The sequence below is a fragment of the Microcoleus sp. AT9b-C3 genome (assembly GCF_036705485.1).
GTDB lineage: Bacteria > Cyanobacteriota > Cyanobacteriia > Cyanobacteriales > Microcoleaceae > Microcoleus.
In genome coordinates, this window is sequence record NZ_JAUBUR010000006.1 from 12,490 (window position 1) to 26,327 (window position 13,838).

8 protein-coding genes are annotated in these 13,838 nt (G+C 47.3%); 6 read left to right on the forward strand and 2 right to left on the reverse strand.

Annotated elements, in window-relative coordinates:
• Positions 1–317 (forward strand): hypothetical protein (locus tag QUB77_RS07505; protein WP_333170883.1); only part of this gene is annotated, 317 nt, incomplete at its 5' end.
• A 110-nt stretch (positions 318–427) separates the two neighbouring features.
• Here the strand turns inward: QUB77_RS07505 and QUB77_RS07510 are convergent.
• On the reverse strand, positions 428–4,243 hold the full coding sequence (locus tag QUB77_RS07510) for an alpha-mannosidase (protein ID WP_333170885.1): 3,816 nt from the start codon (positions 4,241–4,243) through the stop codon (positions 428–430).
• Positions 4,244–4,425: 182 nt separating this feature from the next.
• On the opposite strand from QUB77_RS07510, the gene QUB77_RS07515 reads away from it, so the two are divergent.
• The 4 genes from QUB77_RS07515 to QUB77_RS07530 all read left to right on the forward strand — a co-directional run bounded on the left by QUB77_RS07515 (position 4,426) and on the right by QUB77_RS07530 (position 10,232).
• Positions 4,426–6,393 (forward strand): hypothetical protein, encoded by a 1,968-nt coding sequence (locus tag QUB77_RS07515; RefSeq protein WP_333170888.1) that lies wholly within the window; start codon positions 4,426–4,428, stop codon positions 6,391–6,393.
• A gap of 78 nt (positions 6,394–6,471) precedes the next feature.
• Positions 6,472–6,588, forward strand: a complete 117-nt coding sequence (locus tag QUB77_RS07520; protein ID WP_039887172.1) for a photosystem II reaction center protein I — start codon at positions 6,472–6,474, stop codon at positions 6,586–6,588.
• A gap of 301 nt (positions 6,589–6,889) precedes the next feature.
• On the forward strand, positions 6,890–9,421 hold the full coding sequence (locus QUB77_RS07525) for a DUF3769 domain-containing protein (protein ID WP_333170890.1): 2,532 nt from the start codon (positions 6,890–6,892) through the stop codon (positions 9,419–9,421).
• Between the two features lie 139 nt (positions 9,422–9,560).
• The gene (locus tag QUB77_RS07530; RefSeq protein WP_333170893.1) at positions 9,561–10,232 is read left to right on the forward strand and encodes a hypothetical protein; all 672 of its coding nucleotides are present in this window, start codon (positions 9,561–9,563) and stop codon (positions 10,230–10,232) included.
• A 151-nt stretch (positions 10,233–10,383) separates the two neighbouring features.
• On the opposite strand, the gene QUB77_RS07535 is transcribed toward QUB77_RS07530, so the two are convergent.
• Positions 10,384–10,896, reverse strand: a complete 513-nt coding sequence (locus tag QUB77_RS07535) for a phycobiliprotein lyase (protein ID WP_333170896.1) — start codon at positions 10,894–10,896, stop codon at positions 10,384–10,386.
• A 698-nt stretch (positions 10,897–11,594) separates the two neighbouring features.
• Between QUB77_RS07535 and QUB77_RS07540 the strand changes: the two genes are divergently transcribed.
• Positions 11,595–13,838, forward strand: coding sequence for a beta-propeller domain-containing protein (locus QUB77_RS07540; RefSeq protein ID WP_333171307.1), 2,244 nt, complete (start codon positions 11,595–11,597; stop codon positions 13,836–13,838).

The following is a 13,838-nucleotide window of genomic DNA, read 5'->3' on the forward strand; positions in this document are numbered from 1 at the left end:
ACTGGGAAATTGAGGAAAAAGAAAAAATTTGCAGGGATGCAGAAGAGTCTCACTTTTGTATTTGTCAAGAAGCTGAAGACATACAAAAACAAATAAAAAATGAGGTAGAGTATGCTCGCGATGCTATAGACTACTGGGAAATTGAGGAAAAAGAAAAAATTTGCAGGGATGCAGAAGAGTCTCACTTTTGTATTTGTCAAGAAGCTGAACACCTACGAAAACAAATAAAAGATGAGGTAGAGTATGCTCGCGATCAAATACAAAGAGGTGCACATTATAGTCACCTCGAATTATGTTTTATACTAAATCCGGGTTAGATATCCCTGTTATGACTCGGCGGTTGAAACCGCGTCCACACGAACAAAATCTGCAGTAAGGGCGACTAAGAGATAAAGGGGGTAAGAAACCCGGATTTGGTATAAAGTCTTTAGGTGTCTGTTTGGCGCACAACTGCAAAACTCGCGATTTTCCAAGGCTCTATCTTAAATCCTCGCCCTTCGGGCAGCTTTTGAGACAAATTGGCACGCCTTTCTAACAAATCTACTGGCTCTACAATTTCTAATCCCAAATCACTGTTGAATTCTAGCACAGCCTCCTTACCCTCGGATTCGCAACACCGCAAAATCCACACGTTAGAATCGTCTTCCGACTGTTTAAACGCCATCAAAACTAAATTGTCTGCAGACAAATCCAAGAATTTACCAACTGCGGGTAAACTCTTGTTTCGATTTTCTCCCAACTGCGGCAACACCTTTACTAGCAGCGGTAAATTCAACTCGTAGCCCTGTCGAACTGTGCCGGCTTCTTGCCAATTTCCAGCATGGGGATAGACTGCACAAGTAAATTCGGAAACTCCTACATCTGCTTGTTCATCCGGCCAAGTCGAACCCCGAAGCAAAGTCAGCCGAATGCGACTTGGTTGAAGGTCGCAACCGTATTTGCAATCATTGAGCAAACTGACTCCAAAACCGTCATTGCTGATATCAGTCCAGCGCAAAATCGGCACTTCCCATTTGGCTTTTTCGGCTGGTGTTTGCGGCTTAGTTGTGCGATCGATCGCACCGCCGGGAATTTCGCAAGTTGCGAAATCTGCTTCTACATTTAACCCAAAGGCTGCTTTTACTAAAACGTGCTTTTCTTGCCAATCTGCAACTGTCTTGATTTTCAGCAGCGGCGAACCTATTTCTACTATATAATCTTGGCAAAAGTCCGATTGACCAATTTGTCGGACTACGCGCAAACTCTGCCGTATTTCTCCCTGTGCTATCCAGGAAATATCTTTGAGTGTCGGCGCGGGTAGTGGATGTTGTTCATAATTTGGGTCTATGTTCCAAGCATCCCAATATTGGTCGCTGTCTTGAAATGCTTGCAGTTGATTTCCGCCTGCTGCATTCAGGACTTCTCGGTTATTTACTTTATCCCAAATGCTGGATAAATCCCCGGTTTGTCCGTCTATTGTTGCCCGAATAAATTCATTTTCTAAAACCATTTGTGCGGGGGCAAAAGGCGTTTCTTGACTAAGTGTGTTTTTTTGTGCTATACCGTATGTAAGTTTTGATAACTCTGTCTTTTTTTCCGTTTCTGGACTCGCGGACGTATTATCCACAGTTTGAGCGTCTTCGCGACACAGCCAAAACACCTGGTAGCCAACGGCGGGGAGATTATTTGCCCAGAATAATAGTTTAGATTGCGATTCGGGTCGATCGCCCCTGAAAATCTGCGAAGCCAATCGCAGTCGGGAAAAATCGTATATTTGCCAAGCTGAATCAGCGGCATCGGGAAGCGGTACGGCGACAACCTCAGAGCGCGACCAATTGAGAGTATTGAAAATCAAAATCGGTTGAGCGTCGGGCTGCGGAGGATGCGGCAGAGCAATTTTAGCCGAGATTGCATCCAAAGATTTTAACAGGATTTCGCGACAAGTGCGATCGACCTCAGCAAAGGCTAGATTAGCATCCGCGTAGACTGGGGCGATCGCAGAACCGGGCAAAATATCGTGAAACTGGTTAAACAAAATCTGTTTCCAAGCAGATTCTAACTCGGATTTCGGATAAACCGCACCAGTACAAATCGTTGCCAGCGAAGACAGCAACTCCGCTTGGTAGAGCAATTCTTCGCAGCGGCGGTTTTGGCGTTTTTGGTCGGCGCGAGTCGTGTAGCAACCCCGGTGGAATTCTAAATAAAGTTCGTCTTTCCAAATGGGAAGAGTTTTGAGTTGTGAGATGGGATGATTTGCATCCGAAATTGCCGAGAAGTTTGACAATTCTCGCGCCCGCAAATTCCCGACGGTTTCGACAACGAGCAAATTTTCCTGATTGTCCGATTCTGAAACATCGCTTTCGGACTTAGTTGCGGAAATTGCCGACAAGTTTGAAAATTCTCGCGCCCGCAAAATCTCCTGATTATCCAGTTTTGCAACATCGCTTTCCTGCGAACTTTCCGCAACTTCAGGCAAAAACTGACTCTCAATCAAAGACAAATAATCAACCGCTTTCGCAAACTCCAACTTCGGGAAAAAAGGCGACATTTTCCAGCGTTTCGCTACCTCCAACATATCACGAGTCGGGCCGCCGCCGTGGTCGCCAACTCCAGGCAACCAAAGAGCATCTAGCAAACCAGTCTTAACTTGCCAGTCAAAAGCATAACTTGCCATTTTCACAGATTCTATACTTTCGCCAATTGGAGCAGACATCATGCTAAATATTTTCGTACCGTCCAACCCTTCCCACCAAAACGCACCGTGGAGAAATTCCGTTGTATCGTTCCAACGCAACTTTTGCGTCACAAAATAGTCAACTCCGCCTTGCCGCAAAATCTGAGGTAATTGCCAACCAAAACCGAAAGTATCCGGTAGCCAAGCTACCCGCATCAATTCACCAAATTTTTCTTTTGCGTAACGCTGTCCGTAAAAAACTTGCCGCACCATTGATTCAGCAGAAATCAAGTTTAAATCCGGTTCTACCCACATCCCGCCGACAACTTCCCAGCAACCCGCCGCCACCTGTTTTTTAATCGCAGCAAATAAGTCCGGCCGATGTTCTTCCATCCAAGCATAAAGGGCAGGAGTTGAATGGCAGAAAATCAAATCGGGAAACTCCGATTGCAATTTCAATACCGACTCAAAAGTTCGCTGTGCCGCTTGCCAAGTTTCCGGGACAGGCCACAGCCAAGCTAAGTCTAAATGAGCGTGACCCACCAAATAGATTTTACCTGTATATATAGATGTCCGATCGCCAATTTCTCCTATATATATAGATGTAGCCTTGCCGTTTTCTCCAACCTCCGAAACTTCCTCTCTTCTTCCTCCCTCTGCGCCCTCTGCGCCCTCTGCGGTTCCCTCATCTAAATCCCCAGAAAAAGATGTCTGTTCACCACTTTCTCCTATATATATAGATGTAGAATTGCTATTTTCTCCAACATCCGAAACTTCCTCTCTTCTTCCTCCCTCTGCGCCCTCTGTGTCCTCTGCGGTTCCCTCATCTACATCCCCAGAAAAAGCCCGCAGATATCCCAGTAAATTGTGCCGCAAAACCGACAACGAGCGATCGAACTTTTCGCGATCGCCCACCGCCGACCAATCAATCAAATCCATCGCCAAATCAATCTCAGATTTCAGCGTTTTTCCCTTGACAAACCTGGGGCGACTTGCTATTGTTTCAGTGGAGAGGTATTGGGAATTTACATTTTCTAAATTTCGACTTAGCGAATTTTGCAAAATCTCTAATTCGGCAGCCACAAAACCCGGATCGAAACAAGAAGAGTCAGCAGCTTCGTACAAACAAATCGATCGCACTAAAGCACCTTTATCGTGACCCGGACTTACCAACCGCAAAATAACTAAAAATTCATCTCCGGGATTTGCCGACGAACTCAACAAAACTCGATCGGCAAAATCAAATAAATCTCCCTGTCCGACTAACTCGCCGTTGACAAAAATTTGAGCATCTTCTGCCCACCAAGTCAAACCCAGCAGCAACCGCAAACCAACCACAGGATAGCCGTGCAAATTGTCAGGAACTACAATTTTCTGCCCCAAATACAAAACTTGCTTCCCAGACGGCCAAGCAATATGTCCTTTGCCGTTAAGTTCAGCAACAGGGCTGTTACAAATATTTACCGAAGAGACAGCCGAGTCAGAATCGCAGTACCTCCAACCAGACTGAACCTCCACTTGGCTGAGGCGGCGCAACTTCTCGACAGTGGCAGAAATATTGTTGCTAGCAGGTGACACAGAAGCGCTCATATTTCGCTAAAATAGAATTTGTGTATTAATCAAAAATCGGATTGAACCGCCCCGACGCAAAAGACGCGAAGAAATAAAGGTTTCAGAGGGTTTGAAGCTGCGATTAAGATCTCGCTTTGATTTTACAGCAATATTCAGCAATTCCGGCGCGAATCAAAAATCTGAATTCAATAATTAAACTTATGTCCAACGGTTACTACGGCCCCTACCAAAGCCGACTATTAAATTTTATATCGAAACAGTCCCGCCAAGTCGCCGACAATTGCGATCGAACTTGGCGTCAAATTAAAGAAGCAACTCTCACCGCAACCCAAATTATGCTTTATCCAGCTTATTTGCTGGTGCAAAGTTCCCGACTGCTGGGCCGACAGTTGCGGGAATCAAGTCAAAAAGTAGATTTACCGGAACTGCAAGAATTTGGCGGGGCCGAAAATGCCGATGAGCAACAAAATTGGTATCAGGGGGGAACTTCCGACGAAAGTTCGATCGCCGAAATTTTACACCTAGCCGAAAATTTACTAAACTCGTCGCAAACTGCGAAAACTGTAGCCAGCTTCCCGCTGTTAATTAATCAGGGAAATAGTGCTAGCGATTTACATCCGGCAATCAATTTTAGCGGACAAATCACAAAGCATCAAACAACTTCCGTCTTAGAACACCCGCTGGCTAAAACTGAATTAAAACCCCAACCGAAAGTTGAGGGAATTGCCAGTTTTATCCCAGCCCGCACTTTAGTATTGGTCGGAAAAGAAAATCAGATATTAGATATTTTGACACCCCAACAGCAGGAACTGCTCGAAGGTCGCATAACTTGGGAAGTAGCAAACTGCGGGCCCGAACGGCGGGAAATTACCCAAAAAGAATTAAAATTTAATCTCGGTTTGGAGTCGGCGGCCAAAAAAGCGAAGTCGCCACCGATGCGTCGTTTTTGGGAATTGATGGCATGGCTTCAGACGAGCCCGGTTGCTCTGAAGAGAAATCAGTTTGGAGAATCAATCCTCGCAGTTAAAAAATCGATCGACCGCAATGCCATCCTAGTTCAAAAAGCCCGCGCCCAGATTGAAGCAAAAACCGCACAGCAGTCAATTGCGGCATCAAATTCGATCGACCACCATACCCCAAAATTAGAAACTAATTTTAACAGCAAGTTCGATCGACCCCCTAGTCCTCTCTCCTTTGTTACATTACTCGATCGCGCCGCCGTCAACATCGAGGAATTAACCCTACCGCCCTCGGCAAAAACAACCCCCGCACCCACAGAAAACATCGGAGTAAAAATTGATACATCCAGCACCGAAACCAATTTAGATTTTTCCGCCCGCGACATCCTCGAAAAATACGCTCGCAACATCGAACAAATGATTTGGTCGTCAGTAGACCACCTGTTGGGAAAAGAAACGGCCGCAAGTGATAATACGGAGAAATCAGTTGCAATTCAGTATTATTTAAAACAGCGACAAGAACAAGAAAACACCGAAAGAAGCCCAGAAGTCGATCGACCGTGGCTGAACTGGCAAGACTTATTCGGCGAAGCAGCACCTCCGCATTTAATCGACGACAGTTCCGAACCCCAGGCAGCAGCACAAAGCAGCGCCAAAGTCAAGGATAAAATAGCAGAATTAGGAGAAGTGGCAGAAGGTCGATCGACCGCAGTCTCAATATCCCCTTACCCCGAAGCACTTCACAGCCTGCTGGGGCAGCTAAAACAGAGCTTGCTGACAAAAAGCTCAAAAAGTCAACCCCAAGCATCTGATTTATCTGATTTAGCCGTTACTCAAAAAAATAGCCCTGCACTCGCAGCAGAATCAACCCCAGGGCGCGCGCCGGAAACCCAAGTGCCAAAAAACACAAACCCGAACACCGCACAAAACAACCAATCCCCAGCAGCAATCACCGCGCAAACTAGCAGATACACCGCCGCAACCCGCGCTGCTGCTGAACCAAAAAATCACAGCGCAGGCGTCCAACCCGAGGGCGAATACTTAGAAACAAAAGCAGAATCGATGGGATACATTAAGCACCCGCTAGAACAAGTGCTCGAATGGCTCGATCGAGTTATGCTGCGGCTAGAAAACATCGCCGAGCAACTATGGAATTGGGCAAAAATCAACTTGCCAAAAATCCTCAAAAGCAAAGATAAAATTGACTAATCTTTAGCTTATGATAAAAAAGTTGCTGCAACAGCAGTAAATCAGCTCAGTATTATGCCATCTTTGGAGACTCCCACAGTGCTAACCCTCAAAATCGTAGTTAATGTAGTTGTTTTATTTTTTGTTTCCCTGTTCATATTTGGATTTTTGTCCAATGACCCAGCCCGGAACCCCAACCGCAGAGACATGGAATAAACAAGTTATCCCGCCCGCTGGCTGGGGGGTACGCTACCGCAGCCCCGCAGCCAGCCCGCAAACTCGCAAAAATTAGTCAAACAAAACTTGACCTCGCACCAGCAGCGAGGTTATCTTGTGGCGAAAGCAAGTTCTGAAAGCAGCCATATTTCGGCCCGCCAAAGCCAGTGCAAATTTTAGATATCAGATTAATGTCTAAACAGTTGCCTTTTAGATGCAAAAATTTTCAATAATTTGCACCCTATAAAATCTAAAATCTAAAATCTAAAATCTAAAATCGGATGACTTACCTGTTGTAACTATGCCCTATCCGGTACCGCCGCCAGAACCCCCTGGCATCATCTACATCGCAAAGCCAAAAAAAGTCGCCCTCACTGTCGCGGCCGGCGATGGAGACACCCGCAGCAACCCCGCAGAAATACCGGAACCAAGCCCAGATATCGTTCAGCCACAACCCACACCAGCCCCAGCAGAAGCCGCAGCCACACTCCTCGGCACTACCCCAGCCACCGACCAGCCTCCACCAATCGCCGACCCCCTAGCAGCAGTGGAAAGCGGCGAGGCAGTGGTGGGATTTCAGCGTCGGCCTCCTGTGGGAGAACCCGAAACTGTGGAAACTCCGAAAGATTCCTCGTTTACTGCTTACCAATTGGGCTCGGTAGAAAATGCCATTGCGATTCGGAATCGAAAACGAACCGCAGAGGCGCAGAAACAACAGGAGAGGAATGTTGTCGGAAAGCAGGAAAGTTGGTATCAGGCCCAAGGCCGGCAGTTAGAAGATAACCCTCCCGAACCTGCGGAGATTCCCGTTCCAGAACCCGCCCCGGAACCAGCACCCAGCGGGCAACAGCAGTTCGACATTCCCACACCCGGAACTGCCCCCGCACCCAGAACACCCGCTGCGCCGACACAGAAGCCTAAACCAGCCGCGCCGCCGGGAGTCCGCACCGCACCTTCTGGGCGGACGGTGCCTTTTCCGGTGACTCCGGCCGATACTATTGAAGTTAAGGCCGATAGCCAAGAATTCGACGACAAGCAGCAAATTGTGACGGCGGTTGGTAATGTCGTTGTGCGGTTCCGGCAAACTGTGATTGATGCCGATCGAGCGATCGTCAACTTAGTCACCCGCCAAGTGGTAGCATCCGGCAATGTCGCCTATACCCGCGGCCAACAAGTAGTGCGCGGTCAGCGGATGGAGTTCAATCTCGGCCTCAACGCCGGCGCAGTCGAACAAGCCAGCGGCGAAATATTCCTGCCCGCAGCAGGTAGCGAATTGACCCCCACACTGCCGACAGATATCAGTGCCGGGACGATTCTCGAACAGCCGCTGAGCGATCGAATTACCAGCCAGCAGCCCGTGCGCGGAGTCAAATCCCCCGGCGCTGCTACAGTGACTATCGGTGGCGGCGGACAGCTAGCAGCCCCCCAAGTGGTCGGTGCGGTCAACCGCATCCGCTTTGAAGCAGAACGCATCGAACTGCTGCCAGACGGCGCGAGAGTAGCAACCAACATTCGTCTTACTAACGACCCGTTTTCCCCGCCGGAATTTGAATACAGGGCCCGGAGGGCGACGATTAGAAGGATTTCGCCCACGGCAGAGGAATTGGTCACAACTCAGCCCCGCTTGGTGTTCGACAACCGGGTGAAAATACCCGTGTATCCCCGCAGGCAAGTGTTTGACAGCCGGCAGCAAAACGGCCCGTGTTTGACCTTTGGTTACGACGGGGGCGAAAGAGGCGGTTTGTATGCCGAGTGCGGTTTTGAGGTGTTGCAAAACGGGCCGGTGCGGCTGACTCTGACTCCCCAAATTTACCTTCAGCAGATTGTGGCAGAGAACGGCGGCAATCCGTTTTCTCCCGATAGCTACGGGCTCAAAGCAAGGTTAGGCGCTACTCTGGGCCCGCGCACCAGGCTGGACGGATCGGCCATATTTCTGAGTTTTGAGAATTTCCCGAATTTGCCGGAAGACAGCTTTCGGGGCAATTTGCGCCTGCGACAGTTGATCGGCACTCACACTCTGGCAGCAGAATACAGTTATCGCGATCGGCTGTTCAACGGTTCTCTCGGCTATCAAACCGTGCAGAGCAGTCTCGGGGCAGTCCTCACTTCTCCAGTCATCCAACTCGGAAGCACGGGCATCAATCTCAGCTACCAAGCTGGGTATCAATTTATCAATGCTGACACCGATCGAGCAGACTTGCTCGAAGCAGTGCGGGAAAACAACCGCATCGATCTGAGCCGTTCCCAACTCAGCTTCGCCTTAAGCCGCGGCTTCAACCTGTGGGAGGGCGAACCGCTGCCCCGCACTCCCACCCAGGGTTTGAGGTATACGCGGACGCCGGTGGTTCCTTTCTTGCAACTAGCCTTGGGACTCCGGGGAGTTGGCACTTATTACAGCAGTGGCGACAGACAAAATTCCCTCGCCCCCAGCGTCGGCATTCAAGGACAGTTCGGTCATTTCTCCCGCCCTTTCCTCGATTACACTGGGTTTAACGTGACTTATACCCAGGTGGGACGGGACGGTATATCGCCGTTTTTATTCGATCGCTTAGTAGATTTGAGAGTCCTGTCTTTTGGGCTTGTCCAGCAAGTTTACGGAGGCTTTCGAGTTGGATTTCAAAGTGCTATTAATTTAGAAAGCGGGGAAACAATCAGTACGAATTACACTTTAGAATACAGTCGCCGCAGCTACGCAATCATTTTGCGTTTTAATCCTGAGCGTCAAGTCGGCAGCCTGACTTTTAGAGTTAGCGACTTCAATTGGAATGGGACTCCCGAACCTTTTTCCGGGGACGCGCGAACTGTAGAAGGAGGCGTGCGTTTATCCGATTAATTCAATTGACTAATGGGGAATTGGTAATAGGTAATGGGGAATTGGTAATAGGTAATGGGGAATTGGTAATTGGGTAATTGGAACCAAAAGATAACAGTCAACAGTCAACAGATAACAGTCAACAGTCAACAGACAACAAATGACAGAAGTGACGGCAATATCTGCACAAGCAGCGGCTCTGCTGGTTCACTACGGTTTTGACCTAGGTGGCAAAAAAGCCGAGAAATTGGCGGGTGAATGGCTGACCAAGTATCCCGGATATTGGCTGCGTTTAGCAGTGGTTGAAGCGCTTTATCAAGGCCGCTACAAGGCTGTTTCTGTGGGACAGCTATTGAGTATGTGGCATCGGATAGGTCAACCTCTCTATCATTTCAATCGCGAGTTTGAACGCTTGGTATGCAATAATTTTCCTCAAAATTTAACCGGGGAAAGTGCCGATCAACTGTCACCGGAAGATATACTTTTATCAAACCAGGAATCGGAAGTAACTGCCGCAGAGTTAGAGTGGCGTGGGCCCTCAGAGGCGCCACTTGATGTGGCGCTTCATGCAGAAGTCCCAAACACAGAGGCAGAGGAAACAGGAAAATTACCTGCAGCCGACGATCGCACAAAAGAAAATACAGAATTTGTAGTATATGAAGATGTGGCTGTTACCGCCCTCGCCGATCGAGCCGAAGCTGAACACAAATTAGCGGACAAACCTGTGGCAAAATCATTCCCAGTTGTCAAACACACTGATTTTCATACCAAGTTAAAAGCGATTGCCCGAGAAGGCAGAAGAAAGAAGGGAGAAAGCAGAAATAGGGTGTAATACCATTTTCGATTTTCGATTTTCGATTTTCGATTTGGGATTAAAGAATTGGGATTAATTATTGATGAACTTCCTGGTTGGGATCGCGGGTGTACAGTTGCCTTTTTTTGGGAACTGGTGTAATTTTTGGGAACTAGATAGTTATTTGTCACTATTCACTTTTGGGACTTCCTCCCATCCGAATTTCCGAACAAAAAGAAGCTTGTTCAGTACCGTTAGCTTGCTTAACAACGCTAGTCCGCAGCCGCAGGTTGGGCATGAGATACCACAGCCGTTCTTCGGCATGGAGGGTGTCTGATTCTGTAATCAATGTCAGTACGTCGTCGCCCATCACGTAGCGGCTGTTACCCTTGTCTTGCAACACTTTGCCAACGCTTGGATTGTCGGGATTTGGTACGATCGCTAGTATTGTAGAACCGATTTGTTTAGGTTTATCGCGATCGGGAATACCGTCCCAACTAATCCGAACCCCCTTTAGCCCAGTTGAAGACGGGTTAATCGAGTGTTGTTGGCAAAGTTTGACAACTGCTGCATCGCTAGCTGTCAGTATTTCTATTTTTAGGTCGGATTTACCCGCCTGCAATTCTCCAGAATTGAGATTGTGTACGGTACGCTGAGAAAACCATTTACCTGCACTTAACTCGAAAAACTCGATAACATCCATGAAATTTGTCTCTAAACTCAATACTGCTTTATTTGCGATCGTGACTTGCGCGCTATGGAGTCAGAAACCCGGTTTCTTCCTGCGTACCTAGCGGTCAAACCAATGATTTTCTCTAGAAACCCGGTTTAAGAGTGCAAGTCCTTTTTTATATTTTAGAGGAACGGGGCGCACCTGGAAAGCTTTCTGAGAGCTTTGGGTGAAACAGATTGCAGATGCCGTTGAGGTACCAAACCCAACCAGGGGGACATCTGCCTCGCTGATGCGGCCGACTTGACAGAAAATTAGAACATCCGCCATCATATTTCGTTATAAAAAGTCTTTTTCGCACTTTAAATAGGATTGCGATACCTGAAATTTTTTAGCTTTGACAGTGTTGATCGATCGACCATCATCGCCCAAATACCAGCTATGTTAAGAAAAACAACGCTCTATCTGAGCTTTTGTCGATCGATCTGTAAATTGGGCGTTGCTGAGTTTAATTATATTGGCGGCGATTTATTCTCATCGCACTGCTTGAAAATTCTCTTTCGCAGACTCCGACTAAAAAACAAGCAATTCATCGAACCATCACCAAACCGAGGACAGCAAGCCCATAGCACAGAGCATTCAAATATGTCATGCTAAGTGAAGAGAAAAGATTCTCGATCGGCTTTTCGGTAGGGTGCAGCTAGCGATCGCATACATTTAATAAAAAACACATCCGTAAATTTATGAGCGAGTTTACACAAGGGCTGGATAAAATGCAGCCTGCAGAACAGACCGACTACCTGGGAATCCTGCCAAGTCAGCTAGCAGCGACTTCAGACTCCGAAAAATTATACAGCTTACTAACAGATTACAATTTTATTAAAGCCAAGCTGTCAGCATCGGGAGTACAGGCGCTAATAGAAGATTACGATTTAGCAACAAGTCCCGATATTATTATATCAGACCCAAAAGGCGACCAACTCAAATTAATCCAAGAAGCAATTCGGCTGTCTGCCCACATTTTAGCCAAAGACCAAACCCAACTACCCACCCAACTAATAGCCCGCTTGATGTGCTTTGAAAGTCCAGAAATTCAAGCCCTGCTAGCACAAGCAAAACACCAAAAAACCCCCTGGCTGCGACCGCTAACGCCCAGCTTTACTCCTCCCGGCGGGAGATTGCTGCGTACCCTCACCGGACATACAGACTGGGTACAAGCTGTAGCAATCACCCCCGACGGCAAGCGGGCAATTTCTGCGTCCTCCGACCACAATCTCAAAATTTGGCACTTAGAAACAGGAGAAGAACTTTCCACCCTCAAAGGTCATCTTACCTACGTCAATGCTGTAGCTGTCACCCCCGACGGCACTAAAGTAATTTCCGGTTCTTGGGACAATACGATTAAAATTTGGGAGTTAGAAACTGGGAGAGAAATATTTACCTTTGCAGGCGATACTTTTGCGGTAGAAGCAGTAGCAGTAACTCCCGACGGCAAGCGAGTAATTTCAGGTTCTTGGGATGGCAGTATTAAAGTTTGGGAGTTGACAAGCAGGGAAGTAATTTTTAACTTCAAAGGTCATACCAGTTTTGTCCAGTCAGTAGCAGTAACTCCTGATAGCAAACGGTTGATTTCCGGGTCGGGAGACAACAGCATGAAAGTCTGGAACCTAGAAACGGGAAAAGAACTTTTTACTCTTACGGGTCATGAAGACTGGGTAAAAAGTGTAGCACTTACTTCCGACGGCGAACAAATAATTTCCGGCAGTTACGACGGAACAGTTAAAGTCTGGAGTTTGTCAGAAAGAAAGCAACTTTTCACTTTAGGAAAACACAGCAGTTTCGTTCAAGCTGTGGCAGTCAGTCCCGACGGCAAACGGGTAATTTCGGCTTCCGGCGACAAAACGGTGAAAGTTTGGAATCTGGAAACAAAAGAAGAACTTTTCACTTTTACCAATCACATCGCCCCAGTAAATGCTGTGGCTGTTACCCCCGACGGCAAGCGGATAGTTTCTGGTTCCTCTGACAAAACTCTCAAAGTTTGGCACTTAGAAAGAGGCAAAGAAAATTTATCATTTGCAGGTCACGATGACTGGGTAAATGCTGTAGCAGTGACTGCGGATGGTACGAAAGCGATTTCCGGTTCAGGAGACAACAGCATTAAAGTCTGGAATCTCCAAAACGGACAAGAAATTTTTACTATTTCGGGACATCAAGATTGGGTAAAAGCGATCGCAATAACACCGGATAGCAAGCGAGTAGTTTCGGGTTCCGGCGACAAAAGTGTGAAAGTTTGGAATCTAGAAACCGGAAAAGAAATCTTTACTTTCACTGGTCATGCAGACTGGGTAAATTCTGTGGCAGTGACTGCGGACGGAACGATGGCGATTTCCGGTTCGGGAGACAAAACTATTAAAGTTTGGAGTTTAGGAACAGGAGAGGAACTTTTTACTTTTTCAGGTCATGAGGACGGGATAAAAGCTGTGGCAGTTACTCCCGACAGCAAGCGGGTTATTTCGGGTTCCGGCGACCAAACTCTGAAAGTTTGGAGTTTGGGGAAAGAAAAGAATATTTTGGCAAATTTATGGAATTTAGCAGTCAAACATCTACTTTTTACTCTCAAAGGTCATGAGAGTTTTGTGAATGCTGTGGCAGTGACGGCGGATGGCAAATGGGCGATTTCAGGAGGGCGGGAACACAATTTGAAAGTTTGGGATTTGTCAAGTAGAAAAGAAGTTTTTACTTTGGCAGGTCATGCTGATGCGGTAACATCTGTGGCGACTATGGGAACAAAGGCAATTTCTGTTTCGGACGATAATACTCTCAAAGTTTGGGATTTGTTAAGTCGAGAAGTAATTGCTAGTTTCAGCGGAGATAGTGCTTTGAAAGCTTGCGCTATTGCACCTGATGGGGTGACAATCGTAGTGGCGGAAGCTTCGGGACAGGTGCATTTTTTGAGGTTAGAAGAGGGGAAATAG

Coding starts and splice junctions, on each gene's coding strand:
- QUB77_RS07535 (WP_333170896.1), bottom strand. CDS start 10,896: ATGGATGTTATCGAGTTTTTCGAGTTAAGTGCAGGTAAATGGTTTTCT.
- QUB77_RS07510 (WP_333170885.1), bottom strand. CDS start 4,243: ATGAGCGCTTCTGTGTCACCTGCTAGCAACAATATTTCTGCCACTGTC.
- QUB77_RS07530 (WP_333170893.1), top strand. CDS start 9,561: ATGACAGAAGTGACGGCAATATCTGCACAAGCAGCGGCTCTGCTGGTT.
- QUB77_RS07515 (WP_333170888.1), top strand. CDS start 4,426: ATGTCCAACGGTTACTACGGCCCCTACCAAAGCCGACTATTAAATTTT.
- QUB77_RS07525 (WP_333170890.1), top strand. CDS start 6,890: ATGCCCTATCCGGTACCGCCGCCAGAACCCCCTGGCATCATCTACATC.